Raw genomic sequence first — 25,518 nt, 5'->3', positions numbered from 1 at the left:
CGTCGTTGCCGTTTGCTCTCCAGCCTGCGCCCCCCGCGGGTCCGGCGGAAGCCGGCAAACACCTCAGAAACACCTCAGCAGTCATGGTGTCGGCGCCCGGTCGTGGCCGAGGATGGGCGGATGGTCCGCCGCAGCCACCGCGTCGTCGACGTCGCCGAGCAGGCCGGGGTCTCGCCCGCCACGGTCGACCGGGTCCTGCACGGCCGCCCCGGGGTGAGCGCTCGGGCCGTGCGGGCCGTCGAGGCCGCCGTGCTCGAGCTCGAACGGCAGCAGACCCAGGTGCGGCTGTCGCGGCGCACGCTCCTCGTCGACGTCGTCGTCGATGCGCCCCGGCGCTTCCGCGACGCGGTGACGGAGGCGACGGAGGAGGCGCTGGCCTCGGCACGACCGGCCACGGCGCGAGCCCGTTTCCGCCTCGGCGAGGGGGCGACCCCCGCCGAGCTCGCCCGCGTCGTCGACGGGCTCGGTGCCGCGGGGCGGGTGAGCCACGGGCTCGTCCTCAAGGCCCCCGACGACCCCGTCGTCGCCGCGGCGGTGCAGCGGGCCCACCAGCGCGGCATCCCGGCGGTCACCCTCGTCACCGACGTCAGCGGGTCGGGGCGGGTGGCGTACGTGGGCCTCGACAACGCGGCCGCCGGGGCGACCGCCGCCTACCTCCTGGCCCGGCTCGCACGGGGACGACCCGGCGTCGTCCTCGCGGGGCTGAGCCACCGGGCCTTCCTCGGCGAGCAGGAGCGCTGGGCCGGCTTCCGGGAGCGGCTGGCCGTCGAAGACCCGGGTCGTGCGGTCGAGGAGATCGCCGACGTCCACGGTGACGACGCCGCCAACGAGGCGCTCGTCGCGCAGCTGGTCGGCCGGGGCGTCGAGGTGTGCGGCGTCTACTCGATGGGCGGCGGCAACGCGGGCATCGCCCGGGCCCTGGCCGCCGCTGGCCGGGACCCGGTGCCGTTCGTCGGGCACGACCTCGATGCCGACAACCTCGCCCTGCTACGTGACGGCACCCTCACCGCGGTGCTCCACCACGACCTGCGGGCCGACCTGCGAGCGGCCCTCACCCAGCTGCTGCGGGCGCACCGCCTGCTGCCCGGCGCCCCCACCGACGCGCCGTCGGCGCCCCAGGTGGTCACGCCGTGGAACATCCCGCCCCGGCTGCGGGGCGAGCGAGACGCCCCGGTGCGGACGTCCTGAGATGCCCTAGCGTGGCTGCCATGCCGATGACGTCGCTCCCCACGCCGCGCACCCCCGACTCCGCGGAGGCACCCGCGCTGCGGTGGGGCGTGCTCGGCACCGGGTGGATCGCCGACACCTTCGTCCGGTCCCTGCGGGCCAACACCCGCCAGGTGGTCCACGCCGTGGGCTCCCGGACGACGGACAGCGCCCGCCGGGCCGCCGAGGCCTGGGAGGCGCCCGTCGCGCACGGCTCGTACGAGGCCCTCGTGGCCGACCCGGACGTCGACGTCGTCTACGTCACGACCCCGCACAACCACCACCTGCCGCACGCCCTGCTCGCCATCGAGGCGGGCAAGCACGTCCTCGTCGAGAAGCCGGTCGGGCTCGACGCCGACGAGGCCCGGGCCATCGGTGACGCCGCCGCCCGGGCCGGCGTCTTCTGCATGGAGGCGATGTGGACGCTCTTCCTGCCGAAGTTCGACGTCGTCCGGCAGGTGCTCGCCGACGGCGTGCTCGGCGACGTCGTCATCGCCCAGGCCGACATGGGGGAGCGCTTCGACCCCCCGCACCGGATCACCCGTGCCGACCTCGCGGGCGGGCCCCTCCTCGACCTCGGCACCTACGCGGCGACCTTCGCGACCTGGGTGCTCGGGGAGCCCGACGAGGTGACCGCGGTGGCGACGCCGGCGCCGTCTGGGGTCAACGGGCAGCTGGCCGTCGCCCTGCGCACCGCCGCGGGAGCGATCGGGTCGCTGCACACCTCGATCCTCGCGGACAGCGCGACGACCGGGAGCATCATCGGCACCGAGGGCCGGCTCGACCTCGGTACCCGGTACTACCTCCCGGGCCCGATGTCGCTGCACCAGCGCTCGGGCCCGACGCTGTCCTGGACCGAGCCGATGGTCGAGCACGAGGCGCTGCATTTCGAGGCGGCCGAGACGGCCCGCCGTATCGCCGACGGCCACACCGGCTCGCCGCTGCGGCCCTGGGCCGACACCGTCGCCACCCTCGAGGTCATGGACCGGATCCGGGCCGCCACCGGGCTGGACTTCGACGAGGCCAGGGCCGAGCGCGACCGCTGACTCAGCGGCGGCCGGCGTCGCGCAGGACCCTCGCGAGCGCGCCGAGGTCGGCCCCCGCCGCCAGCGCGGCCTCGACGTCGACGGCAGCGGCCGCGGCGATCGCGCCCGCGGCGGCACGCACGGGCCGGGCCACGCCCGGGCCGTGGGCCACCCCGCACACGCCGACGAGCCGGTCCCCGTCGAAGGACAGGACGACAGGGGAGTCCGGCCCGCCGACGACGACCTCGCGGGCCTCGGGCGGCGGGACCCCCATGGCCTGCATCGTCGCGTCGTACTGGTCCGACCAGCTCCAGGGCACGTCGTCGAACGACTCCGTGCCGCCCATCGCGACCGCGGCCGCGACCTCGCCCTGCCGCCCGGCCGCGGTGTAGGACTCGAGCCGGACCCCGCGCTCCCCGTGCCCGCCGACCATCCGGACGGCGTCACCCGCGGCCAGGACCGCCGGGTGGCTCGTGCGCATCGACGGGTCGACGACGATGCCGTCGTCCACGGAGAGCCCGGCGGCCTCCGCCAGCGCCGTGCGCGGGGTGATGCCGATGCCGACGACGACGGTGTCGGCGGGCAGCACGGTGCCGTCGGACAGGTGCATCCCGGTGACGAGCCCGTCTTCGCGCAGCACCTCCTGGGGTGTCCGCCCGGCGTGGATCCGGACGCCGTGCTCGGCGTGCACTCGGGCGAGCCAGGCGGCGACCGGGGCCGGCACGCCCCGCCCGAGCACGCGCGGGCCGGCCTCGACGACGTCGACCGCGACGCCCCGCTGCACGGCGGCGGCGGCGACCTCGAGCCCGATGACCCCGCCGCCGACGACCACGAGGCGCTGCGTCGACGCGAGCGCCGCCGACAGCGCGGTGGCGTCCTCGGCGTCCCGCAGATGGTGCACCCCCGGCCCGTCGGCTCCGGGCACGACGAGACGACGTGGCTCCGCCCCGGTGGCGAGGACGACCGCCTCGAAGGCCCACGTCGTCCCGTCGTCGGTGGTCAGGGTGCGGCCGTCGGGGTCGAGGGACTCGACGCGGGTCCGGGTGCGCACGAACACGTGGTCCCGCCAGGGCGCGTCGTCGGGCCAGAGCGTGGGGATCGGGGCCGGCGGGTCGGCGAGGGCCCCCTCGCTCAGCACCGTGCGGTCGTAGGGCGGCAGCGGCTCGGCGGTGAGGACCGCGACGGACTGCCCCGCCTCGGCGAAGCGCCGAGCCGCGGAGGCGGCCGCCGGGCCTCCCCCGACGACTACGTACCGCGGTGACTCCATCGGGTCGAACCTATCCGAGGAGCAGCGCGGCGGCGGCGACGGCCGAGGCGGCGAGCACGGCGACGTCGAACCCGCGCTGGCTGATCCGCCGCACCGTCGCGTAGCCGAGGAGGCCGCCGAGCAGCACGAGCGGCGCGAGCAGGCCGGCCCGGGCGGCGTCGTCGAGGTGGAGCAGCCCGAGCCCGACCGAGAACGGCACCTTGACGAGGTTGACGACGAGGAAGAACCAGGCGTTGGTGCCGACGAACCGGCGCTTGTCGATGCCCGAGGCCGACAGGTACAGCGTCATGACGGGGCCGGCGGCGTTGGCGGTCATCGTCGCGAAGCCGGCGGCGGTCCCGGCGCCCCACGCGGCGGCGGGATGCTGGTGGTTGTCGTTCGCCACGCCGGCCGCCCGCCACCGCACCCACAGCTGGAGCAGGAGGAGGACGAGCAGGACGCCGCCGATCGAGCGGCGGAGCGTCTCGTCACCGACGAGGCCGAGGAAGAGGGACCCGACGGCCAGGCCGGGCACGACCGCGGGCAACAGCCGCCGGATCAGGGCCCAGTCGGCGTCGTGCCGGTAGTGCCAGACGGCGACGAGGTCACCGACGATGAGCACCGCGAGGATGGCCGCCGTGGACTGCTTCGCCGGGAGCACGGTGGCGAAGATCGCGACCGAGACGACCGCCAGGCCACCGAGCGCAGTCTTGGAGTAGCCGATGACCATCGCAGCCGCGCCCATGAGGGCCAGGCCGGCGACGGTCCCGCCGAAGAGGTCGAGCACCCGCGAAGGCTACGGCCTGCGCGGCGCTGCGCGTCGGGGCTGCTCAGACCCGGCCGAAGTCCTGGGTCCAGTAGATGGAGTACGTCCCGCTGCCCGAGGAGACCCCGACGCCGATCGCCTTGTTCGCGCAGTTGAGGATGTTCTTGCGGTGGCCGGTGCTCTTCATCCAGGCGCTGACGACGGCCTGGGCGGTGCGCTGCCCGGCCGCGATGTTCTCGGCCGACCCGTAGCGGTAGCCCTGGGCCCGCATCCGGTCGAACGGGGTCCGGCCGTCCTTGGAGGTGTGGCTGAAGTAGTTCTTCGTCCGCATGTCGTAGCTGTGGAACTGGGCGGCCTTGCGCAGCGCCTCGCTGGCCCGCAGCGGGGAGCAGCCGACCTTCTTGCGCTCGGCGTTGACCCGGGTGATCACCTCGGCCGCCATCCCGGAGTGCGCGGCGTTGGCCGACGTGGCAGCGCTGAGGCCGAGGGGTGCGGCGACCATGGCGGTCAGGGCGGCACGCGCGAGCAGGGTGCGGACGGGGAGCGGCATGGGACCACCTCGGGCTGGGCCGTGGCCGGGCAGGGGACGGTCACGGGGAGGGCAGGGGCGACGCGCCGGGGCTCGCGTCCCGATGAGGATGACACGACGCTGCCGACGGCCGCGACCGGAGCGCCGTGCGGTGGCCGAACGACCGACCCCGACCGGCGGTGGCCGGTCGGGGTCGGTGAGGCGTGCTCGTCGCTCAGCCGCGCAGGGCGCGCTTCTTCTTGCGCCAGGCCTTGGTCAGCTCGAGACGCACGATGTCGCGGCGTCGCCGGCCCTCGACCTTGTTCGGCAGCGAGAGCTGGACGACCTTCCAGTACACCGACCCGGCCTGCTTCCACAGCGACCCGGTGACGTAGGGGAGGTCGTTGCGCTCCATGAGGTCCTGGATCCGCGGCGCGATCTCGGCGTACCGGTTGCTCGGCATGTCCGGGAACAGGTGGTGCTCGATCTGGTGGCTGAGGTTGCCGGTCATCGTGTGCATGGCCTTGGACCCGCTGATGTTGCCCGAGCCGAGCATCTGGCGCAGGTACCACTCGCCACGGGTCTCGCCCTCGATCGAGGTCTTCTCGAAGGTGGCGATCCCGGGCGGGAAGTGCCCGCAGATGATGACCGTGTTCGTCCAGACGTTGCGCACGAGGTTGGCCACGATGTTCGCGGTGAGCGTCGTGCGGGCCGAGCCGGTGACCGCCGACATCGCCGGATGCACGACGTAGTCCTTGGTCGCCTGCCGCTTGATCTTGGCGAGGACCTCGTCCCGGTTCTTGCGGAACTCGGCCTTCTGCTCCTCGCTCATCCGGTCCTTCTTCGCGAGGTACCCGCCGAGCTCGAGGTCGTACGCCGCGATCGAGTACTCGAAGAGCAGCGCGTTGCCCACGTGCCAGATCGGCTGGAAGAGCGAGAACAGGCTCCAGCGCTGGTCCTCGTCGACGCGCAGGATCCCGTAGCCGAGGTCGTTGTCGCGACCCAGCACGTTCGTGAAGGTGTGGTGGATCTCGTTGTGGCTGTGCTTCCACTGGCTCGCGGGGGAGGCGTTGTCCCACTCCCAGGCCGTCGAGTGGATCTTCGGGTCACGCATCCAGTCCCACTGGCCGTGCATGACGTTGTGGCCGATCTCCATGTTCTCGAGGATCTTGGCCACCGAGAGACCGGCGGTGCCGATCCACCAGGCCGGGCGGACGCCGCGCACCTTGACGTTGCTGAAGAGGAGGACGGCGCGGCTGCCCATCTCGAGGTAGCGCTGGACCGCGATCACCTTGCGGATGTACGCGGCGTCGCGCGCACCGCGGGAGTCCATGACCTCCTTGCGCAGCGCGTCCAGCTCGTGGCCGATCGTCTCGATCTGGTCCGGCGAGAGGTGCGCGGCCGGGTTGGGGCGGCCGGACTTCTTCAGCGCGGGGCGCTGCGGGCGGGGCGCGTCGCTGGCGACGCGCAGTCGGGGGTTGATGCCCTGGGGCTTGGTGGAGGCGTGGCGCTCGGGGGCGAGGGTCATGAGGGTCCTTCCGTTCTCGCGCAGTCGGCGGTCAGGGGTCGGGTGGGGCAGCGGGTGCGGGTCAGAGGTCGATCTCGCAGGAGCCCGCGACGGCGTTGACGCAGGTCTGGACGGGGAGGGGCTCGTCGGACTCGTGAACGGTGACCTCGCCGGTGCGCAGGTCGCGGATGGCGCCGGCGCGCATCGGCACGACGCAGCCGAAGCAGATGCCCATCCGGCAGCCGCTGGGCATGATCACGCCGGCGTCCTCGCCGGCGTCGAGGATGGCGGTGGCGCCGTCGGCCTCGACGACGCGGCCGGTGCTGCGGAACGTGACCGTGCCGCCCTCGCCGGGCTCGACGACGCTGGGCCGGAAGCGCTCGACGTGCAGACGCTCGGGGATCCCGGCGTTCGCCCAGTGCTTCTCGGCGGCGTCGAGCAGGGCGGTGGGCCCGCACAGCCACGTCTCGCGCGCCTGCCAGTCCGGGACGAGGGTGTCGAGCCGGGCCAGGTCGAGGACGCCGTGGACGTCGTCGAGGTTGAGGCTCAGGGCGAGCCGGCCGGCCGCGTGGTGCTCGGCGAGCTCGCCGGCGAAGATGACGTCCTGCTTGCTCGGGGCGCAGTGCACGTGGGCGACGTCGTCCAGCTCGGCGAGGTGGTTTCGCAGCATGCCGATGACCGGGGTGATGCCGCTGCCCGCGGTGAGGAAGAGGACCTTGGCGGGGGCGGGGCTGGTCAGGGTGAAGTCGCCGGTGGCCTGGTCGAGCATGACCAGGGTGCCGGGGGCGGCGGAGCGCACGAGGTGGGTGCTGACCGTGCCGTCGGGGATCGCCTTGGTCGTGATGGCGATGCAGCCGGCGGGGATGCCGGCTGCGGGCGAGCCGTCGGCGCGGTGGGTGAGGCTGTAGGCGCGCCAGTGCCGGACGCCGTCGATGTCGACGCCGATCCGGATGTACTGGCCGGGGATGTGGCCGGCCCAGCCGCGGCCCGGACGGATGACCACCGTGGCCGCGTCGGCGGTCTCGGGGCGGACCTCGACGATGCGGCCGCGCAGGTCGGCGCCGGTGCGCATCGGGTCGAGAAGGTCGAGGTAGTCGGCGGGCACGAGTGGGGTGGCCAGGGCCTCGGCCACCTTGCGCGCGCTGCGGACGATGCCGCCCAACGGGCCGGGGGCGTGCGCCCCGAGGCGCGGCCGGGTGGCACCCGTGGGGGTCGCTCGGTCGATGCTCGGTGCTGACATGTACGCCAGCGTAACCTACGTTCGCGTAAGTTACGACACCGTAGGTTGTCTTCTCAGGAAGCCATCAGCCACCCCGTGGTCTCCCGACTTTTCAGGCTGGCGTCCGCGCGGAACGCCGTCGGAGCGGCGTGTCGCGCGGGCCGGAGCCTGAAAAGTCGGGGAAAGACGGGGGGAGGGAGGTCAGTGGTCGCCGGCCATGAGGCGGCCGATCTCGGTCCGGTCGGCGTCCTTGGCGTCCATCTCGGCAACGACCGCACCGCCGTGGACGACGGCGATCCGGTCCGAGAGGGACAGGATCTCGTCGAGCTCGGCCGAGACCAGGAGCACCCCGGCCCCCGCGTCGCGGGCCTCGACGATGCGGCGGTGGATGAACTCGATGGACCCGACGTCGACCCCGCGGGTCGGCTGGGCGGCCATGAGCAGCTTCGGGGTGAAGGACATCTCGCGGGCGACGACGACCTTCTGCTTGTTGCCGCCCGAGAGTGACCCGGCCGACTGCAGGACGCCCGAGGACCGGATGTCGAACTCCTCGCGCAGCTTCTCGGCGTTGGCCCGGATGGCCTCGAACTGGCGCACCCCGGACTTCGCGTACGGGGGCTGGTCGAACTCGTTGAGGACGAGGTTGTCGGCGATCGAGTAGGAGCTGACGAGCCCGTGCTTCTCGCGGTCCTCGGGGATGTGCCCGACGCCCGCGTGGTGGGTGCGGTGCGGGTTGGCCTTGGTGAGGTCGACGTCGCCGAGCTCCATCCGGCCGGAGACGATCTTGCGCATCCCGGCGAGGGACTCGACGAGCTCGCGCTGGCCGTTGCCCTCGACGCCGGCGACGCCGACGATCTCGCCGGCCCGCACCGACAGGGTGAACCCGTTGACGGCGCCCAGACCGCGGTCGTCCTTGACGTGCAGGTCCTCGATCTCGAGCACCGTCTCGCCGGGGGTGGCCTCGGTCTTGTCGATGGACAGGACGACCTCGCGGCCGACCATCATCGTCGCGAGCCCGGTGGCGTCGGTGTCCTTGGTGGCGACCTCGCCGACGACCGCGCCCTGCCGCAGCACGTACACCCGGTCCGAGACCGCGAGGACCTCGCGCAGCTTGTGGGTGATGAAGACGATCGAGGTCCCGGAGTTCGCGAGCTCGCGCATGACCCCGAGCAGCTCGTCGGTCTCCTGGGGCGTGAGCACGGCGGTCGGCTCGTCGAGGATGAGGAGGTCGACCCGGCGCGAGAGCGCCTTGAGGATCTCGACCCGCTGCTGGGTGCCGACGGGGAGGTCGTCGACCTCGATGTCGGGGTCGACGACCAGACCGTGCTTCTTGGACAGCTCGCGCACCATCCGCCGCGCGCTGTCGAGGTCGAGGACGACCCCGGCCCGCGTCGTCTCGTGCCCGAGCATCATGTTCTCGGCCACCGTCATGACGGGCACCAGCTGGAAGTGCTGGTGCACCATGCCGATGCCGCGGTGGATGGCGTCGCGCGGGTCCTTGATCGGGGTCGTGTCGCCCTTGATCGAGACGGTGCCGGAGTCGGGGGTGATGAGCCCGAAGATCTGGTTGACCAGGGTCGACTTGCCGGCCCCGTTCTCACCGAGCAGCGCGACGATCTCGCCACGGTGCACGTTGAGCGTGATGTCGCGGTTGGCGTGGACCGAGCCGAAGCTCTTGGACAGGCCGTTGATGTCGAGGAGGACCTCGCCGATGACGCCCTCGCCGAAGCCGGACTGCTCCGGCGGCAGCTCGAGGGCGGCGTCGGTGGTGGCGACCTCCGCCAGGTGCTCGCGGGAGGCGTCCGAGTGGCTCTCGGGGTGCGGGGTGGCGTCGCTCATCACTGGTCCTTCTTCACGTACGGCTGTCCGACGGCGCCCGGCGCTCTGACCCGCCCCGCGGCGACCGCGAGGACGACGAGGGTCGCGACGTAGGGGAGGGTGCCGGTGAGCTGCGGCGGGATGGACACCCCACCGGTCTGCTGGAGCTGGGAGGCGACGGCGTTGACGAAGCCGAAGAACAGGGCCATGGCGAAGGCCCGCAGTGGCCGCCACGCCCCCATGATCATGATCGCGAGGGCGAGGAAGCCCCGGCCCGCGGTCATCCCGCGCTCGAACGAGCTCGAGGCGTCCATCGAGAGGTACACCCCGGCGAGCCCCGCGAGGGACCCGGCGATGGTGACGTTGACGAGCCGCAGCCGCTCGACGTTGATCCCCGCGGTGTCGGCCGCCGAGGGGTATTCGCCGACCGCCCGGGTGCGCAGCCCCCACCGGCTGTGGAACAGCGCGAGGTGGACCGTGACGGCGGCGATGATCGCGACGAGGGCGATGGCGCTGCGCCCGCTGAAGAACACGTCGCCGATCAGCGGGATGGCGGAGAGGACGGGCACCTCGATGTTGGGAATGACCCCCGGCAGGATCTTGCCCGACACGAGGTAGAACGAGGTGAGGCCCGTGGCGACGATGTTGAGGACGACACCGGCGATGATCTGGTCCATCCGCCAGCGGACGGTGGTCCAGGCGAGGAACCCGCCGGCGAGCAGGCCGGTGCCGACACCGGCGAGGATGCCGACGATCATCGAGCCGCTGAACGCCGCCGCGAAGAAGCCGGCGAAGGCCGCGAGCAGCATCTGCCCCTCGATGCCGATGTTGACGACACCGGAGCGCTCGCCGATGACACCGACGAGCGCCGCGAGCACCAGCGGGATGGCGTAGCCCCACGCGGCGCCGAACATCGACGGCGCGATGTCGTTCTTGGCGTAGTAGAAGACGTAGGCCGCGACGATGACGACGGCGGCGACGACCAGGGTGGTGCGGTTCTTGGCGACCCAGGCAGTCATGTCAGGACCCCCAGCTCGTCGACGCGACACTGACCTTGTCGGCCCGGCTGCGGAACAGCCACTTGCCGAGCACCGGGATCGACACCATGAGCAGGATGATCGCGAGCAGGACGTCGACGATCTCGGGGGCGATACCGGTGTTGAACTGCAGGCCCGCCGCGCCGGTGCGCAGGATGCCGACGAGGAACGCCGCCGGGATCGTCGCGAGCGGGTTGGCCCGGGCGAGCAGGGCGATCGTGATGCCGTCGAAGCCGAGCGTGCCGACGATGGCCGGCTCGAACCGGTGCAGGGTGCCCTCGGCCTCGAGCGCGCCGCCCAGGCCGGCCAGCCCGGCACCCATCGCCATGACGAGGACGATGGTCGTGCGGATCGAGATGCCGGCGTAGCCCGCGGCGCTCTTGTTCGCGCCGACGGTGTTGAGCCGGAAGCCCATCGTCGTGCGCGACAGCATCCACCAGCAGAGGACGGCCAGGGCGAGCGCGACGAGGAAGCCGATGGGGATGCCGGCGACGGACCCGACCCGGGCTGCCTCCGGGATGGCCTCGGTCTGCGGGATGCCGCTGGTCTTGGAGGACTCCGCCTGCAGCGGGCCGACGACGAGCCAGAACGTGATCCCGGCGACGATGTAGTTGAGCATGATGGTCGAGATGACCTCGTGCACCCCGCGCCAGGCCTTGAGGACGCCGACGAGGACCCCGACGGCCGCGCCGCAGACGATGCCGACGAGCATGCCGAGAACGGCACCGGCGAAGCCCGCACCGCCGGCGACGTAGGCCGCCCAGGCGCCGAAGATGGCGCCGGTGGCGAACTGGCCCTGGCCGCCGATGTTGAAGAGCCCGACCCGCAGCGGCAGCACGACCGCGAGCCCGGTGAGGACGAGCGGGGCGGTCTTCTGGAGGGTGCGGGTGAAGGCCCCGTCGTACACGAGCGCCTCGCGGATCAGCGTCTCGTACGCGAACCACGGGCTGACGCCCTGGTAGCGGATGAGGGCCGCGCCGACGAGCAGGGAGATGACGAGGGCCACGACGATGACGACGCCGCTCTGGTGGCCTATGAGATAGGCGAGCATGCCGCCACGGTCACGAGGTACCGAGGGCTCCTGCTCCGGGGCCGGCGGCGGCTGCTCCACCGTCTTCGTGTCGGACATGGGTCTCCAATGACTCTCTCGGGTGCCCACAGTGTGGCGGGTCGGCGCATACGGGCGGAAGTGGGCAGGTGCTGGCTCGCGGGGAACGCTATGGGCAATGTCTGCCGTGACGTGCCGAGAGGGCGGGCACCCCGGGCGGGATGCCCGCCCCCTCGGGACGGCTGGTCACGCGCGGCGACCGGTGACCGTCGTCGTCAGAGGGTGACGCCGGTCTCGAGCGTGCCGGCCTCCATCTGCGAGACGATGTCGGCGACCTTGGTCTTCACGTCCTCGGGGATCTTGTCCTCGAAGTCGTGGTACGGCGCCAGGCCGGCCGCGCCCATCGTGGTCAGGCCCTCGAACTCGCCGTCCTTGGCCGTGATGATCGTGTCGGTGACGCCCTCGGTGATGAGCTTCATCGCCGAGGTGATGAGGCACGGCTGTGCGGCCGGGACGGTGTCCCACTGGTCGGTGTCGACCCCGATGCAGAAGAGCGACTCACCCGCACCGGAGGCCTTGGCGACCTCCTGGAGCGCACCGTTGCCGGTGTTGCCGCCGGCGCCGAAGATGATGTCGGCCTTCTGGGCGAGCATCTTCTTGGCCTCGCCCGCGCCCCACACCGGGTCGTTGAAGGCGTTGTCGCCGGCGGGGTGGTAGACGGTCGAGACGGTCACTTCGGGGTTGGCGGCCTTGGCGCCCGCCTCGAAGCCCTTGGCGAACTTCTGCACCGGCGGGATCTCCTGGCCGAGGACCTGGCCGAGCTTGTTCGTCTTGGTCATCAGGCCCGCGAGGTAGCCCGCGCCGTAGCCGGCCTGGTCCTCGGGGAAGAGGATGCCGGTGACGTTCTTGGCCGTGACGGCCTCGGGGTCGAAGAACTGGTCGACGCCGATGAACTTCGTGTCCGGGCTGGCCGCGGCCGCGGTGGCGGTGGCCTCGGTCATGAGGAAGCCGACCGTGACGACGACGTCGTACTTCTTGTTCGTGAACTGCGCCATGTTGGGCGCGTAGTCCTTGGGGTCCTGGGTCTCGACGTACTTGTAGAAGCCGTTGGTCTCGGCCTGGGCGGCGAGAGCGCCCTCGTGGGCGGACTGGTTGAACGACTTGTCGTCGACCTTGCCGGTGTCGGTGACGAGCCCGATGCAGAACACCTCGGCGTCGCCGCAGTTCGAGTCGTCGGTGGGCGCGCCCGCATCAGTCGAGCCGGTCGCGGTGCTGCCACCGCCGGTGGTGCCGGTGCTGCCGCCGCAGCCCGCGAGGGCCAGAGCGAGGGCCGCGGGAACCGCGACGAGGTAACGGGGGGACTTCATGGAGGATCTCCTCGGGAGGGCGGGTCAGACGTGCAGATGCTAAGGCCCAAAACCCCTCGGGCCGGACACGGCTCGGCTTCGTTGCGGTGTCGTTACCGACACGATCCCCCCGTGGTCACCAGCCGGGGGAGCTGGACCAGCCCGCGTCGACGGTGACGGTGGTGCCGGTGATGCCGGATGCGACCCCTGAGGCGAGGAACGCGATGGCGCCGGCCACCTCCTCGGGGGTGACCGGCCGGCCGAGCGCGGCGGCGCTCCGGTACCGGGCCACGCCGTCGGGCCAGGCGTCCTCGAGGCCCGCGCGGTCGACGAGCCCCGGCACCACGCCCGTGACCCGGACGCCCCGGCCTCCCAGCTCGTGTGCGGCCGCCGAGACGAGGTGGTGCAGGGCGGCCTTGGCCACGGCGTAGGGCGCGTGCGTCGGCATCGCCCGGAGCCCTTCGATGGACCCGACGACGACGACGACGCCGCCGGGGCCCATCCGCCGGGCCGCCTCGTGGAGCAGCACCGCCGTGGGCCGCAGCCCGCCCCGGTGGTAGGCGTCCCACGCGGCCGCGTCGAGGTCCGCCCACGCGACGTGGTGCTGCGGGAACGCGTTGAGGACGACGACGTCCGGGGTCCCGAGCACGTCGGCGCACCCGTCGAGCAGCGCGACGCACCGGGCGTCGAGGGTGGCCGGGTCGTCCAGTGGCACGTCGAGGTCGGCGTGCAGGGCGACCGCGCGCCGGCCGGCGGCCTCGACCTCGGCGACCGCGGTGGCGGCGCCGTCCCGGTCGCCGCGGTAGTGGACGCCGACGTCGTGGCCGGCCGCGGCGAGGGCGCGCACGACCGCCCGGCCGAGCCCGCCGCTGGCCCCGGTGACCAGGGCGGTCACCGCATCCGCCCCATGGGCTCGTCGCGGGTCAGGGTCGTGATCTCGGTCGTGAACGTCGGGTACTGCGCCACGAGCTCGGCCCGGTCGCCGAGCTCGAAGTGCTCGGGCCGGAACGCCGGGGCGCACCAGCACGCCAGGAGGGTCCAGTGCCCGAGCGTCGTCGCGCCCATCCAGGTGTTCTTCCGGACGAGGATCTGGGCGTGCTGCTCGCCCACGTAGTTGAGGACCCCGGAGCCACCGGGCCGCAGCCGCAGCAGGGCGGCCGGGGCGCCACCGAGCCACTGCCAGCCCTCGTCGATGGTCAGCCGGTGCATCGCCGAGAAGCCGTCGGGCTCGTTGGTGAGCAGGACGGTGATGGCGTTGAGGCCCTGGGTGCGCGGGCCGGCGACGTACCAGGCGCCCTCCTCGGGGATCGGGACCATCCCGAGCCGGTCGATGACCTCGGCCGCGCTCTCGTCGGGCGGCGCGACCTCGGGGATCTCGGGCAGCCGGGTCATACCGCCTCCGCGGCCGCGCGCGCGGCGACGGCGCCCCGGGCGCGGGCCCGGGCCAGCAGGTCGGGGGTGTCGAGGCGGGTGCTCCGGCCGTCGCGGACGACGATGTCGCCGTCGACGAGCACGTCGGTGACGTCGGCCCGGCCGGCCGCGAACACCAGGAGCGCGGCCACGTCGTGCACCGGGGTGAGGTGGGGCCGCTCGAGGTCGACGAGCACGAGGTCGGCGCGCTTGCCGGCCTCGACGGAGCCGATGAGCCCGCCGAGGCCGAGGGCCCGTGCCCCGTCGACGGTCGCGGCGCGCAGCACCTCGTGGGCGCTGGCGACGTCGGGGCGTCCGCTGGTGAGCCGCGCGAGCAGCGCGCCCTGGCGCATCGCCTGCCACATGTCCAGGTCGTTGGACGACGAGCAGCCGTCGGTCCCGATGCCGAGCCGCACCCCGGCGGAGCGGTACTCGTCCCAGTGCAGGGCGCCGCTGGCGAGCTTCTGGTTGGAGCCGGCGCAGTGCGCGACGGCGCCGCCGGCCCCGACGAGCAGCTCGAGGTCGTCGCCGGTCAGGTGCACCCCGTGACCGGCGACGAACGGCATGCGCCCGTCGAGCCAGCCCGCCCCGGCGAGGATCCTGGTGGGGGTCGCGTCGTACCGGTCGCGGATGTCGGTGTTCTCGGCGGCGTTCTCGGAGACGTGGGTCGTGAGCAGCGGGCCGCGCGCCCCGGGCCCGGGCCCGTCGGTGACCTCCCGCAGGACGGTGACGACCTCGGCGAGGCTCTCGGGGGAGCACGTGTACGTCGCGTGCGGCATCGCCGGCACCGGCACGTAGGGGCCGCCGATGTCGTCCAGCCCGGCCCGCCACTGCCGGAGGAGGTCGATGCGCTGCTGCCACTCCAGCCCGTCCGGGCCGGGGCCGTCCATGAAGACGGGGCCGATGATGTGCCGGCTCCCGGCCGCCACCGCGCCGCGGTGGGCGGCGTCGTGGTGGAAGTACATGTCGAGCTGGGTCGTGCACCCGCCGAGCAGGGACTCCAAGGCGCCGAGGGTGGCGCCGAGCTCGACGGTGTCGGGGTCCATGACGGCGCCCTCGGCGGCCCATACCCGGGTGAGGAAGCCCTGGAGGTCGACGTCCTCGGCGAGCCCGCGCAGCAGGGTCATCGGCAGGTGGGTGTGCAGGTTGACCAGGCCCGGCATGAGGAGCCGGCCGCGCGCGTCGAGCACCTCGTCGCCGTCGACCGGCCCGGCCGCGGCGTCGCGCAGCTCGGTGATGGTGCCGTCCTCGACGACGACGGTCGTGTCGCGCAGCACCGTGTCGGCGTCGTCGACGGTGACGACGTAGGCGGCGCGCTCGATGACGACGCGGCTCATGGGGCCTCCTCTTCCTCGGCGAAGGTGGCGCGGGTGTGGACGAGCTCGTCGAGCACCGCGAGCACGGCGTGCCGGCTCCGTTCGAGGACGGCCTCGATCTCGGCCATCGTGATCGGCTCGTCGGCGTCGCCCACGCCCGTGGCGGGGTTGACGACGAGCGAGACGGCGGCGTAGCGGAGCCCGGCCTCACGCGCGAGGGTGACCTCGGGGACGCCGGTCATCCCGGCGACGGTGGCCCCGGCCAGGCGGGCGAGCCGGATCTCGGCGGCGGTCTCGAAGCGGGGGCCTTCGAACGCCGCGTACACGCCGCCGTCGCGCATCGGCTGCCCCACCGACGCGGCCGCCTCGAGGATCTCGGTGCGCAGCTCGGGCGTGTACGGCGCTCCCACGTCGACGTGGACGACGCCCTCGGGCCCGGAGCCGTCGAAGAACGTCAGCGGCCGCTGCCGGGTGAGGTCGAGGAAGTCGTCGAGGCAGACGAGGTCGCCCGGCGCGAGGTCGGGGTCGATGCTGCCGGTGACGTTGACGGCGACGACGTCGACGCACCCGAGATCGGCGAGCGCGCGGACGTTCGCGCGGTAGTTGACCAGGTGCGGCGGGACGGAGTGACCGGCGCCGTGCCGGGTGAGGAAGACGACGGGCAGGCCGTGCCAGGTGCCGCGGGTGACGCGGGCCTGGCCCCAGACCGTGTCGACGGTCTCCTCGACCCGGTCCTCCAGCGCCTCGAGGTCGTAGAACCCGGTACCGGCCACGACGGCGAGGGGAGGGCGGGTCATGCCCGCCAACGCTACCGGCCACGAGGTGGAGCGGCGACGCGGACCGCGAGGTCGCGGTGGCAGGATCGGTCCTATGGGTGAGGTGGCGCTGTCGGCGACCGGTCCGGTGTCGCTCGCGGCCGGCCGCGAGATGGCGCTGGCCGGGGGCAACGCCGTCGACGTCGCCATCACCGCGGCGATGACGGCGATGGCGACCGAGCCGGGCATCGTCTCGCTCGGCGGGGGCGCCTACGTGTCGGTGTGGCCGGTGGGCCAGGAGCCCGTCGTCGTCGACGGCAACGTCGAGATGCCCGGGCGGGGGCTGGCGCGCGAGGCCTTCGGGCGGGGGGTCCGCGAGGTCTTCACCGAGTACGGCGGCGGGGTGACGATGTTCGCCGGGCCCGGCTCGGTCGCGACGCCGGGCGCGGCGCTCGCGGGGGCCGAGGCCGTGCGGCGGTTCGGGGTCGCGCCCTGGGCGGACGTGTGCGCGCCCGCGGCGCTGGCGTGCCGCCACGGGTACCCCGTCGGCGGAGCGGCCGCCCGGTACCTCGGCTTCGTCGCCGACCGGCTCTTCGGCACCGACCCCGAGGCGCACGCCGTCGTCACCCGGCCCGACGGCTCGCCGCTGGGGGCCGGCGAGACCGCCACGAACGGACCGCTCGCGGACCTGCTCGACCTCGTCGGGCGCGAGGGGGCGGCGGTGCTCACGACCGGGGAGGTCGGGCGGGCGATGGTCGCCGACCTGGCCGAACGGGGCGGGCTCGTCACCGTGGCCGACGTCGAGGCATACGTTCCCGTCGTGCGGGACCCGGTGCGCCGGCGCATCGGTGCGTGGGACCTCGCGTTCAACCCGCCGCCGTCCGTAGGTGGCCCGATGCTCGCGGTGATGCTCGCCGAGCTGGCCCGGCGCGGCTACTACGACTGGGCGGACGTCATCACGGTCCAGGAGGCCGTGCTGCGCTACCGGCTCGAGGTGCACGACGTCGCCACGGACCTCGAGGCGGCCGGGCACGCGCTGCTCGCGTCGGTCGACCGGCAGGGGCTGGCGGGGCTGCCGACGTCGGCGTCCACGGCGCACGTGTCGGCCGTGGACTCCGAGGGGCTGGCGTGCGCGGTGACGATGTCGGCGGGCTACGGCGCGGGGGTCACCGTGCCGGGCACCGGGATGCTCCTCAACAACGCCCTCGGGGAGCCCGAGCTGAACCGGCTCGGGCTGCACTCGCTGGCCCCGGGCACCCGGCTCGCGTCGAACATGGCGCCGACGACGGGGCGCACCGACGACGGCCGGGTCCTGGCCATCGGCTCGCCGGGGGCCGACCGGATCACGACAGCGCTGATGCAGGTGCTCGGCCAGGGGTGCTTGCACGGGGCGGACCTGCGCACGGCCATCGAGGCGCCCCGCGTCCACATCCGCTTCGACGCCGACCGCGCGGCGGTCGTCGAGCACGAGTCGGACGACGGGATCGCGGCGACGGTCCGGTCGTCCGGGTACCCCGGGCACGACCACGGGCCGCTGTCGATGTACTTCGGTGGGGTCGGAGCCGCGTTCCGGCACGAGGACGGGCGCCTGCTCGCCGCCGGCGACCCCCGCCGCGAGGCCGCCGTCGCCGTCGTCCCCTGACCCCGACCCCCTTTCCCCGCTCTTTCCGCACTTTTCAGGCTGGCGTCCGGTTCTGAGCGCCCGGATACGGCGTGTCGGCGGACGCCAGCCTAAAAAGTCGGGGTTGTCAGCGGGTGGCGCCGGTGACCATCCAGCGGTCGGTGCGCACCCGCATCCACATCAACGTGCCGCGCACCGCCATGAACAGGGTGAACGCCACCCACAGCCACGTCACGGCGTCGGCCTGGCCCTTCGTGGTCCCGCCCTGCAGCAGCCAGTCCCCGGCGAGGTGCAGCCCGAGCGCGATCGGCAGGTAGAACACCAGCGTCACCGCCATCGCCCGCGCGAGCCACGCGCCGTCCCCCGCGCCGATGAGGACGCCGTCGATGACGAACACGAAGCCCGAGAGCGGCTGGCCGATCGCGACGACGAGCAGCCCCGCCGCGATCGCCGACTGCACCGCCGCGTCCGGGGTGAAGAACGGCCCGACGAAGGGCCGCACGAGCAGTACGACGAGCCCGAGCACGATCCCGGACAGCACGCCCCACCGCACCATGAGGCTCGTCGCGGCCCGGGTCGTGCCGAGATCCCCGGCGCCGAGGGACCGCCCGGTGATGGCCTGCGCCGCGATCGCGATGGCGTCGAGTGCGAAGGTGAGGAAGGACCAGATGGTCGCGGTCACCTGGTACGACGCGAGCGGCACGTCACCGAGCCCGGCGGCGACCCACGTCGTGAGGACGAGGACGCCGCGCAGCGCGAGGGTGCGCACGAGCAGCGGCACCCCGCCGCGCGCGGCCGACAGCACCCGGCCCGGGTGCGCCCGCAGCGGCACCTCGGTGCGCCCGGCCTCGCGGACCAGGACGGTGACGAGCGCCGCCGCCATCCCGGTCTGCGCGATGACGGTGCCCCACGCGGAGCCGGCGATGCCCCAGCCGAGGCCGTGGACGAACCACAGGCTGAGCCCGGCGTTCGCGCTGAACCCGGCGACCGCCGCGACGAGCGGGGTGCGGGTGTCCTGGAGCCCACGGAGCACGCCGGTGGTGGCGAGGACGACGAGCATCGCGGGGATGCCGTAGGCCGAGATCCGCAGGTACGTCGTGGCCTGGTCGAGCGCCTCCGGGGAGGCGCCGAAGAGCCCGGCGAGCGGTCTCGCGGCGGTGGCGACGACGGCGGTGGTGCCGACCCCGAGGGCCACGGCGAGCCACGTCCCGTCGATGCCGGCGGCCACCGCGCCCGCCCGCGAGCCGGCGCCGAGCTGACGGGCCACGACCGAGGTGGTCCCGTACGCGAGGAACACGAAGATGTTGGCGGCGGTGAGGAGCACGGCACTCGCGACGCCGAGCCCGGCCAGGGGTGCGACCCCGAGACGGCCGACGATGGCCGAGTCGACGAGAAGGAACAGCGGCTCCGCGACGAGCGCGAGGAACGCCGGGAGGGCCAGCCGGAGCACCTCGCGGTGCTGGCTCACCGACGGCTGCTGGCCCACGCGGAGCACTCTCGCACGGCGCCGGGCCGGAGCGCGTGTGCGCCCGCCGCCGATACCCGTGTCGTGCCCGCGCCGGTGCTCACAGGTGCTTGAGCGCCTCGCGGCGGGACAGCCCGGACAGCCGGTCCTCGTGGGCTGCGACCCAGGCCACGACCCACTCGGGGTCGGTGCGCGCGTACTGCCGCAGCGCCCACCCGACGGCCTTGCGGACGAAGAACTCGCGGCCGTGCAGCGAGCCCTCGAGGTTGGCGCCCAGGACGTCGGAGAGCAGCGCGGTGTCGGTGTCCGTCCGGTGCCCCAGCTGGGCGATGATCGCCGCGCGCCGCACCCAGAGGTCGTCGTCGACGGCCCAGGCGCGGATGACGGGCGCGACGGTGTCCGGGAACGAGCGCAGGATCGGGCCGACGAGGCGGGGCGCCACGGCGTCGACGAGGTCCCACCACGCGCCGGTCTCGATGAGGTAGCGGTACAGCGGCAGGGCGTCGGGGTCCTGCCAGGGCCGGGCGGCGCGGTGGCCGGCCACCGCGATGGCGGCGTAGCGCTCGTCGCGCACCTCGGGGTCGTCCCACAGCGCTCGCACGGTGCGCTCCCACTCCGGGCGGTCGGCCGGGGCGAGGCCGGGGTCGGCGAGCAGCGGCCGCATCAGGGCCCGGAACTCGGGCATGGCGAGACCGCGGAAGGGCAGGGCCGACTTCATGTACTGCTGGTACGCGACCGCCCGGTCGGGGTCGCCCACGTCGGTCAGCGCGGCCCGCATCGCCGCCGCCAGCGGCGGGTCGGAGCGGCGGCGCTGCGTCGTCATCGGATCCGGTCGCGGGTCAGGCGAGCCCGAGCGCGCGCGCCTCCTCCCACAGCTCCTCGCGGACGCGGGGGTGGGCGGCGTCGCGGATGAGGTGCCGGCACTGGGCGCGCTGGTCGTAGCCGAACAGCTCCGCGACGCCCTGTTCGGTGACGACGGCGGTCTGCTGCACGCTCGTCACCGGCTCGTCGAGCAGGGGCACCACGGTCGAGACGTCGGCCTTGGGGTGCCAGGAGCGCAGCGCGATGAACGACTGCCCACCCGGGGAGTGCAGGGCCCCGACGACGAAGTCGGTCTGGCCGCCGAACCCGGAGTGGATCCGGGCGTCGATGCGGGACGCGTTGGCCTGGCCGAAGAGGTCGACCTCGAGCGCCGTGTTGACCGAGGTCATCGCGCGCTGTCGGGCGATGAGCCCCGGGTCGTTCGTCGTCTCGGTGCGGGCCATCCGGACCCGCGGGTTGCCGTCGACCCAGGCGTACAGGTCGGCGGAGCCGAAGAGGAAGGACGTGGTCAACGGGTGGTCGGGGTCGAGGGCGCCGGCCCGGTCGAGCGCGACGACGCCGTCGGAGAACATCTCGGTCCACACCCGCAGCCCGCGCCGGTCGCGCAGCGCGGCGATGGTGGCGTCCGGGATGGCCCCGATCCCGGCCTGAAGGGTCGCGCCGTCCGCGACCCGGGCCGCGACCCGCTCGCCGATGGCCCGGCTGTCGTCGGCGGGGGGCGGTGGCTCGTGCACCGGGAGGGGGCCCGACACCTCGACGGCGAGGTCGACGGCGCTGACGTCGACGAGCGCGTCGCCGCCGGTGTACGGCATCCGGTCGTTGACGACGGCGACGACGAGCCCGGAGCGGGCCCGGCACGCCTCGATGGCGGCCGGCAGGACGTTGACCTCGATCCCGAGGGAGAGCATCCCGTCCTGTGGTGGGGCGCAGTGGACGATGACGACGTCCGGCGGCAGCGGCCCGGCGTAGAGGATGGGGACGAGCGAGAGCCGGCACGGCACGTAGGACAGCCCTTGATGCCGCCGCATGCCCGCGCCGACGAAGGTGGTCTCGGCGGTGACCCCGGGCCGGTCCGGGATGCCGGGCGGGGCGTTGAGGGCGTGGACGATGTACTCGTCACGCGACTCGTCGAGGACCCGCAGCGCGTCCCACGGCACCGCCGAGTTGCCGGAGACGACGACCCGCGGTGTGCCGGGGAGGGCGGCGAGCCGGCGACCCAGCTGTTCCAGAGTCACGATGCGCATGACTTGATCGTGCACCCTCGAGGCCCGTGTTCGTCAGAGGGTGCTCACCCGCGCGGCGGCCTACCGTGGATGGCATGTGCCGCAACATCCGCCAGCTCCACAACTTCGAGCCCCCCGCGACGACCGACGAGGTGCGTGCCGCCGCGCTCCAGTACGTGCGCAAGGTCAGCGGGTCGACCCGTCCGTCGCAGGCGAACGCCGAGGCCTTCGACCGCGCCGTCGAGGAGGTCGCACAGGCGACCGCGCGCCTCCTGGACCACCTCGTGACGACGGCCCCGCCGAAGGACCGCGAGGTCGAGGCGGCCAAGGCCCGGGCACGGGCGGCGGAGCGCTACGGCCGGACCGGCTGAGCCCCCGCGCCGGCACGCCGCGGGGCCCATCGAGGGCCCCGCCGTGGTCCGATCGGCCGATCCGGCCTGTGGACGGCAACACGCCCGGATGTTTCTTGCGTGCACATGCGGTGGACGGTATTACCGCAGGTCAGGAGGTGTTTGCGACGGGTCGGGCCGAGTGGTCCACAGGGTTCTCCACCGTCGGTGCACAACGATTCCGGGCGTTTTCCCCAGGTTGTCCACACGACATCCCCAGCCGTTCGGACGATGGCGCCGTCCCGGGCTTGGATCCCTCGGGTTGCCGGTCTTACGGTGACTCGGCGGACCCGGTCCGGCCTGTTGTCGGTGCGTCGTGGTGTGCTGAAGCCACGGTCGGCCGGACCGGTCCGCGCAGATGTCGGTCGCGGCTCACCCGGAGCCATCGAGAGGGGTTGGACGCGTGTCCATCGCGGAGCTGAGCACGGCCTTCTCGGGATCCTCGGACCGGCACGACGAGCGCGTCCCGCCGCAGGACCTGGGCGCCGAGCAGTCGGTGCTCGGCTCGATGCTCCTGAACAAGGACGCCATCGCCGACTGTCTCGAGGAGTGCAAGGCCCACGACTTCTACCGGCCCGCGCACGAGGCGATCTTCGACGCGATCCTCGACCTCTTCGGCCGCGGCGAGCCGGCCGACGCCATCACCGTCGCCGACGAGCTGTCCAAGCGCGGTGACCTCGCCCGGGTCGGCGGGCAGGCCTACCTCCACCAGCTCATCCAGTCGGTCCCCACCGCCGCCAATGCCGGGTTCTACGCCGAGATCGTCCACGAGCGGGCGGTCCTGCGGCGGCTCGTCGAGGCCGGCACGCGCATCGTGCAGATGGGGTACGCCCAGGGTGAGGGCGACATCGCCGACATCGTCAACCGGGCCCAGGCCGAGGTGTACGGCGTCGCCGAGCAGCGCGGTGGCGAGGACTACCACGTCCTCGGCGAGCTGCTCAACGAGACGATGGAGGAGATCGAGGCCGCCTCCGGGCGCACCGACGACCTCATCGGGGTCCCCACCGGGTTCCTTGAGCTCGACGAGCTCACCCACGGCCTGCACCCGGGCCAGATGATCGTCGTCGCGGCGCGCCCGGCCGTCGGCAAGTCCACTCTGGGCATCGACATCGTCCGGGCGGCCGCGATCAAGCACAACATGGCGGCGGCGGTGTTCTCGCTCGAGATGAGCCGCACCGAGATCACGATGCGCATCCTGTCCGCCGAGGCGACCATCCAGCTCCAGGACCTGCGGCGCGGCCTGAAGAACCAGGACCAGTGGACCAAGCTCGCCCGGATCATGGGCAAGATCTCCAGCGCGCCGCTGTTCATCGACGACAGCCCCAACATGTCCCTCATGGAGATCCGGGCGAAGGCCCGCCGTCTGAAGCAGCAGCACAACCTCAAGCTCGTCGTCATCGACTACCTCCAGCTCATGACGAGCGGCAAGAAGGTCGAGTCGCGTCAGCAGGAGGTCTCGGAGTTCTCCCGGGCCCTGAAGCTGCTCGCCAAGGAGCTCGAGGTGCCGGTCATCGCGATCAGCCAGCTGAACCGTGGCCCCGAGCAGCGCACCGACAAGCGGCCCCAGATGAGCGACCTGCGCGAGTCCGGCTCCATCGAGCAGGACGCCGACCTCGTCATCCTCCTGCACCGCGACCGCGGCGACGTCGAGCGCGAGGGCGAGGCCGACGTCATCGTCGCCAAGCACCGTAACGGCCCGACCAAGGACATCGTCCTGGCCTTCCAGGGCCATTACTCCCGCTTCAACAACATGGCCAAGGACGGCGGCTTCTGACGTCGAGAGGCACGCACTGTGACGTGCCGACGTCCCTCGAAGCAGCCGACGTCGTGCCTCTCCGGCGGGCGTCTTTCCGCCGAGTCCCGAGGGCCCGGCAGTCACCGCGCCGGCGCGGACGTGGCCTCGGCTACAGGCTGACGACCCACTCGCCGTAGAAGAGGCTCAGGCCGGCCAGGACGCAGATCCCGGCGACGATCCAGAAGCGCGTGACGATGGTGACCTCGGCCCAGCCGACGAGCTCGAAGTGGTGGTGGACGGGTGCGATCCGGAACACGCGCCTCCCGGTGAGCCGGAAGCTGGCGACCTGGACGATGACGGACAGCGTGATGAGGACGAACAGCCCGCCGAGGATCCCGAGGAGCAGCTCGGTCCGGGTCAGGATGGCCAGGCCGGCCAGCGCCGCGCCCAGGGCCAGCGACCCCGTGTCGCCCATGATGATGCTGGCCGGGGAGGCGTTCCACCAGAGGAAGCCGAAGCAGGCCCCGGCGACGGCGGCCGCCACGACGGCGAGGTCGAGGGCGTCCGCGACCGGGTAGCAGCTGGGGCCGGGCGCCACGGCGCAGCTCTGGTTGTGCTGCCAGAGGCCGATCATCGTGTACGCCCCGAACACCATGACCGAGGCGCCGGTCGCCAGCCCGTCGAGGCCGTCGGTGATGTTGACCCCGTTGGAGGCCCCGGTGATGAGGATGTTGGCCCAGAGCAGGAACAGCAGCGCGCCCAGGACGGGCCCGGCGACGGCGAGGTCCAGCCGCGTGTCGCGCACGAAGGAGATCGCGGTCGAGGCGGGGGCGCGGCCGTCGCCGCCGGGGGCCCACAAGGCGAGGGCGGCGAAGACGACGGTCACCAAGGCCTGACCCGCGAGCTTCTGCCGGGAGGTCAGGCCGAGGCTGCGCTCGTTGCGGATCTTCGTGTAGTCGTCCAGGAAGCCCACGAGCCCGAGCCCGACGAGGAGGAACAGGACGAGCAGGGCGCCGACGGAGAACCGGCTGCTCGAGACCCCCGCGAGACCGCGGCCGTCGACGGTGAACAGGACCAGGTGCGAGCCGAGGTAGCCGAGCAGCGCCGCACCGATGATCACGGCGCCGCCCATCGTCGGCTTCCCACGCTTGACGTGGTGCAGGGTGAGGTCGTCGTGGATCGGCTGGCCGTAGCCGCGGCGGACCAGGAACCGGATGAACAGCGGCGTCCCGAGCAGTGCCACGACCATGGCGAAACCGCCGGCGAGCATCACGTTGAGCATCGACTCTCCTCGGCGACGGCGTTCGATGGGGCACGGTGCAGGACCGCGCCGGGGACGGCCGCACGATCGGTCCCCCGCAGACCCGTCCCCCGTGCGGGGCCGATGTCGGCTCCGCACCGACCATGCAGGCTAGTCGGCTCGGCGGGTCCGCACCGCACGGGCTCGCCGGGACCGGATGCTCAGTGCCGCCGAGCGCGGAACGCGGCCGCCTTGGTGCGGTTCTGGCAGGCCGTCGAGCAGAACCGACGCGTGGAGTTCTTCGTGACGTCCACGTAGACCCGGTCACAGCGGTCCGCGGCGCAGACCCCGAGGCGGCCGGCGAGGTTGCTGCCGACGGCCAGGGCGAGCCCGGCGGCGCAGCCTGCGGCCCAGCCGGTGGCGAGGTCGTCCGTCGTGCCGTGGAAGTGGACGTGCCAGCCCCCGTCGGGGAGCGGGTCCAGCTGCGGGCGCGCCCCGGTGGCCGCCATGACGTCGTTGAGCACCGTGACGGCATCCGCGACGCGCCCCTCGGCTGCGGCGTCGAACACCTCGCGCAGCCGGAGCGCGATGCCGGCCAGGGCGTCTGCGTGGGCCGCGGTGACCGTGGGCGTCCGTCGCTCCGGGCCACCGAGCGCCTCCGCGACCGCGCTGCGCAGCGCGTCTCCCGTCGGGGCGGCGACCGGGTGACCCCCCGCGTCGCCGGGGGACGTGGCGTTCACGAGCCGGGCGGCGACGTCGACGAGCGCCAGGACGTGACTGTCGAAGCCACCTTGACCGGTCACCGTTTCCTCCGTA

The 25,518-nt window shown here is 73.3% G+C and carries 23 protein-coding genes; 5 read left to right on the top strand and 18 right to left on the bottom strand.

All coding sequences use genetic code 11. The annotated features are described in order from the left end of the window. The first annotated feature begins 120 nt into the window (after positions 1–120). Together Q0963_RS07770 and Q0963_RS07765 are read left to right on the top strand one after the other, a co-directional pair. Complete coding sequence (locus Q0963_RS07770) at positions 121–1,188, top strand: LacI family DNA-binding transcriptional regulator (RefSeq protein ID WP_299444843.1); 1,068 nt, start codon at positions 121–123, stop codon at positions 1,186–1,188. Positions 1,189–1,208: 20 nt separating this feature from the next. Then, the gene (locus Q0963_RS07765; RefSeq protein WP_299444842.1) at positions 1,209–2,252 is read left to right on the top strand and encodes a Gfo/Idh/MocA family protein; all 1,044 of its coding nucleotides are present in this window, start codon (positions 1,209–1,211) and stop codon (positions 2,250–2,252) included. A gap of 1 nt (position 2,253) precedes the next feature. On the opposite strand, the gene Q0963_RS07760 is transcribed toward Q0963_RS07765, so the two are convergent. The 13 genes from Q0963_RS07760 to Q0963_RS07700 all read right to left on the bottom strand — a co-directional run bounded on the left by Q0963_RS07760 (position 2,254) and on the right by Q0963_RS07700 (position 16,249). Further along, a complete protein-coding gene (locus tag Q0963_RS07760) occupies positions 2,254–3,498 on the bottom strand; it encodes an NAD(P)/FAD-dependent oxidoreductase (protein WP_299444841.1) in 1,245 nt (414 codons plus the stop codon). 10 nt (positions 3,499–3,508) lie between these two features. After that, on the bottom strand, positions 3,509–4,264 hold the full coding sequence (locus Q0963_RS07755) for a sulfite exporter TauE/SafE family protein (protein ID WP_299444840.1): 756 nt from the start codon (positions 4,262–4,264) through the stop codon (positions 3,509–3,511). A gap of 43 nt (positions 4,265–4,307) precedes the next feature. Further along, complete coding sequence (locus Q0963_RS07750) at positions 4,308–4,793, bottom strand: CAP domain-containing protein (RefSeq protein WP_299444839.1); 486 nt, start codon at positions 4,791–4,793, stop codon at positions 4,308–4,310. 193 nt (positions 4,794–4,986) lie between these two features. Then, the gene (locus Q0963_RS07745) at positions 4,987–6,279 is read right to left on the bottom strand and encodes an acyl-CoA desaturase (protein ID WP_299444838.1); all 1,293 of its coding nucleotides are present in this window, start codon (positions 6,277–6,279) and stop codon (positions 4,987–4,989) included. A 61-nt stretch (positions 6,280–6,340) separates the two neighbouring features. Then, positions 6,341–7,498, bottom strand: a complete 1,158-nt coding sequence (locus Q0963_RS07740) for a ferredoxin reductase (protein WP_299444837.1) — start codon at positions 7,496–7,498, stop codon at positions 6,341–6,343. 180 nt (positions 7,499–7,678) lie between these two features. Beyond that, positions 7,679–9,316 carry an ABC transporter ATP-binding protein gene (locus Q0963_RS07735; protein WP_299444836.1) on the bottom strand — a complete coding sequence of 546 codons (1,638 nt, stop codon included), beginning with the start codon at positions 9,314–9,316 and terminating at the stop codon, positions 7,679–7,681. Next, positions 9,316–10,314, bottom strand: coding sequence for an ABC transporter permease (locus Q0963_RS07730; protein WP_299444835.1), 999 nt, complete (start codon positions 10,312–10,314; stop codon positions 9,316–9,318). Before Q0963_RS07730 ends, Q0963_RS07735 begins: the two co-directional genes overlap by 1 nt. Before the next feature lies 1 nt (position 10,315). Then, positions 10,316–11,461 carry an ABC transporter permease gene (locus Q0963_RS07725; RefSeq protein WP_299444834.1) on the bottom strand — a complete coding sequence of 382 codons (1,146 nt, stop codon included), beginning with the start codon at positions 11,459–11,461 and terminating at the stop codon, positions 10,316–10,318. A gap of 194 nt (positions 11,462–11,655) precedes the next feature. Next, a complete protein-coding gene (locus Q0963_RS07720; RefSeq protein ID WP_299444833.1) occupies positions 11,656–12,747 on the bottom strand; it encodes a BMP family ABC transporter substrate-binding protein in 1,092 nt (363 codons plus the stop codon). 115 nt (positions 12,748–12,862) lie between these two features. Beyond that, positions 12,863–13,621 carry an SDR family NAD(P)-dependent oxidoreductase gene (locus Q0963_RS07715; protein WP_299444832.1) on the bottom strand — a complete coding sequence of 253 codons (759 nt, stop codon included), beginning with the start codon at positions 13,619–13,621 and terminating at the stop codon, positions 12,863–12,865. Continuing rightward, positions 13,618–14,118: a cupin domain-containing protein gene (locus Q0963_RS07710; RefSeq protein ID WP_299444831.1), complete on the bottom strand. Its 501-nt coding sequence runs from the start codon at positions 14,116–14,118 to the stop codon at positions 13,618–13,620. Before Q0963_RS07710 ends, Q0963_RS07715 begins: the two co-directional genes overlap by 4 nt. Further along, positions 14,115–15,473 (bottom strand): amidohydrolase, encoded by a 1,359-nt coding sequence (locus tag Q0963_RS07705; RefSeq protein ID WP_299444830.1) that lies wholly within the window; start codon positions 15,471–15,473, stop codon positions 14,115–14,117. Before Q0963_RS07705 ends, Q0963_RS07710 begins: the two co-directional genes overlap by 4 nt. Continuing rightward, complete coding sequence (locus Q0963_RS07700; RefSeq protein WP_299444829.1) at positions 15,470–16,249, bottom strand: S-methyl-5'-thioinosine phosphorylase; 780 nt, start codon at positions 16,247–16,249, stop codon at positions 15,470–15,472. Before Q0963_RS07700 ends, Q0963_RS07705 begins: the two co-directional genes overlap by 4 nt. A gap of 73 nt (positions 16,250–16,322) precedes the next feature. On the opposite strand from Q0963_RS07700, the gene Q0963_RS07695 reads away from it, so the two are divergent. Next, positions 16,323–17,849 (top strand): gamma-glutamyltransferase, encoded by a 1,527-nt coding sequence (locus Q0963_RS07695; RefSeq protein WP_299444828.1) that lies wholly within the window; start codon positions 16,323–16,325, stop codon positions 17,847–17,849. A gap of 106 nt (positions 17,850–17,955) precedes the next feature. On the opposite strand, the gene Q0963_RS07690 is transcribed toward Q0963_RS07695, so the two are convergent. From Q0963_RS07690 to Q0963_RS07680, 3 genes are all read right to left on the bottom strand, one after another. Beyond that, entirely contained in the window at positions 17,956–19,314 is a 1,359-nt protein-coding gene (locus tag Q0963_RS07690; protein WP_299444827.1) for an MATE family efflux transporter, read from the bottom strand. Positions 19,315–19,393: 79 nt separating this feature from the next. Continuing rightward, complete coding sequence (locus Q0963_RS07685) at positions 19,394–20,116, bottom strand: DNA alkylation repair protein (RefSeq protein WP_299444826.1); 723 nt, start codon at positions 20,114–20,116, stop codon at positions 19,394–19,396. Between the two features lie 16 nt (positions 20,117–20,132). Continuing rightward, a complete protein-coding gene (locus Q0963_RS07680) occupies positions 20,133–21,359 on the bottom strand; it encodes an acetyl-CoA hydrolase/transferase family protein (protein ID WP_299444825.1) in 1,227 nt (408 codons plus the stop codon). A gap of 74 nt (positions 21,360–21,433) precedes the next feature. Here Q0963_RS07680 and Q0963_RS07675 point away from each other — a divergent pair, with 74 nt between their 5' ends. Next, the gene (locus Q0963_RS07675) at positions 21,434–21,709 is read left to right on the top strand and encodes a DUF2277 domain-containing protein (protein ID WP_299444824.1); all 276 of its coding nucleotides are present in this window, start codon (positions 21,434–21,436) and stop codon (positions 21,707–21,709) included. A gap of 421 nt (positions 21,710–22,130) precedes the next feature. Continuing rightward, a complete protein-coding gene (gene dnaB, locus Q0963_RS07670) occupies positions 22,131–23,501 on the top strand; it encodes a replicative DNA helicase (protein WP_299444823.1) in 1,371 nt (456 codons plus the stop codon). A gap of 130 nt (positions 23,502–23,631) precedes the next feature. Here dnaB and mraY read toward each other — a convergent pair whose 3' ends face one another. Both mraY and Q0963_RS07660 read right to left on the bottom strand, forming a co-directional pair. After that, positions 23,632–24,744: a phospho-N-acetylmuramoyl-pentapeptide-transferase gene (gene mraY / locus Q0963_RS07665; protein ID WP_299444822.1), complete on the bottom strand. Its 1,113-nt coding sequence runs from the start codon at positions 24,742–24,744 to the stop codon at positions 23,632–23,634. Positions 24,745–24,923: 179 nt separating this feature from the next. After that, entirely contained in the window at positions 24,924–25,505 is a 582-nt protein-coding gene (locus tag Q0963_RS07660) for a CGNR zinc finger domain-containing protein (protein WP_299444821.1), read from the bottom strand. Between the last annotated feature and the right edge of the window lie 13 nt (positions 25,506–25,518).

The sequence above is a fragment of the uncultured Phycicoccus sp. genome (genome assembly GCF_947495705.1).
GTDB lineage: Bacteria > Actinomycetota > Actinomycetes > Actinomycetales > Dermatophilaceae > Phycicoccus.
The sequence above is the reverse complement of the archived record's forward strand: the minus strand, read 5'-3'. Positions and strand labels throughout refer to the sequence as shown.

Excerpts from the sequence above, each read along its gene's own strand:
- Q0963_RS07770 (WP_299444843.1), top strand. The coding sequence starts at position 121 with ATGGTCCGCCGCAGCCACCGCGTCGTCGACGTCGCCGAGCAGGCCGGG.
- Q0963_RS07765 (WP_299444842.1), top strand. The coding sequence starts at position 1,209 with ATGCCGATGACGTCGCTCCCCACGCCGCGCACCCCCGACTCCGCGGAG.
- Q0963_RS07760 (WP_299444841.1), bottom strand. The coding sequence starts at position 3,498 with ATGGAGTCACCGCGGTACGTAGTCGTCGGGGGAGGCCCGGCGGCCGCC.
- Q0963_RS07750 (WP_299444839.1), bottom strand. The coding sequence starts at position 4,793 with ATGCCGCTCCCCGTCCGCACCCTGCTCGCGCGTGCCGCCCTGACCGCC.
- Q0963_RS07745 (WP_299444838.1), bottom strand. The coding sequence starts at position 6,279 with ATGACCCTCGCCCCCGAGCGCCACGCCTCCACCAAGCCCCAGGGCATC.
- Q0963_RS07740 (WP_299444837.1), bottom strand. The coding sequence starts at position 7,498 with ATGTCAGCACCGAGCATCGACCGAGCGACCCCCACGGGTGCCACCCGG.
- Q0963_RS07735 (WP_299444836.1), bottom strand. The coding sequence starts at position 9,316 with ATGAGCGACGCCACCCCGCACCCCGAGAGCCACTCGGACGCCTCCCGC.
- Q0963_RS07730 (WP_299444835.1), bottom strand. The coding sequence starts at position 10,314 with ATGACTGCCTGGGTCGCCAAGAACCGCACCACCCTGGTCGTCGCCGCC.
- Q0963_RS07725 (WP_299444834.1), bottom strand. The coding sequence starts at position 11,461 with ATGTCCGACACGAAGACGGTGGAGCAGCCGCCGCCGGCCCCGGAGCAG.
- Q0963_RS07720 (WP_299444833.1), bottom strand. The coding sequence starts at position 12,747 with ATGAAGTCCCCCCGTTACCTCGTCGCGGTTCCCGCGGCCCTCGCTCTG.
- Q0963_RS07710 (WP_299444831.1), bottom strand. The coding sequence starts at position 14,118 with ATGACCCGGCTGCCCGAGATCCCCGAGGTCGCGCCGCCCGACGAGAGC.
- Q0963_RS07705 (WP_299444830.1), bottom strand. The coding sequence starts at position 15,473 with ATGAGCCGCGTCGTCATCGAGCGCGCCGCCTACGTCGTCACCGTCGAC.
- Q0963_RS07700 (WP_299444829.1), bottom strand. The coding sequence starts at position 16,249 with ATGACCCGCCCTCCCCTCGCCGTCGTGGCCGGTACCGGGTTCTACGAC.
- Q0963_RS07695 (WP_299444828.1), top strand. The coding sequence starts at position 16,323 with ATGGGTGAGGTGGCGCTGTCGGCGACCGGTCCGGTGTCGCTCGCGGCC.
- Q0963_RS07685 (WP_299444826.1), bottom strand. The coding sequence starts at position 20,116 with ATGACGACGCAGCGCCGCCGCTCCGACCCGCCGCTGGCGGCGGCGATG.
- Q0963_RS07680 (WP_299444825.1), bottom strand. The coding sequence starts at position 21,359 with ATGCGCATCGTGACTCTGGAACAGCTGGGTCGCCGGCTCGCCGCCCTC.
- Q0963_RS07675 (WP_299444824.1), top strand. The coding sequence starts at position 21,434 with ATGTGCCGCAACATCCGCCAGCTCCACAACTTCGAGCCCCCCGCGACG.
- mraY (WP_299444822.1), bottom strand. The coding sequence starts at position 24,744 with ATGCTCAACGTGATGCTCGCCGGCGGTTTCGCCATGGTCGTGGCACTG.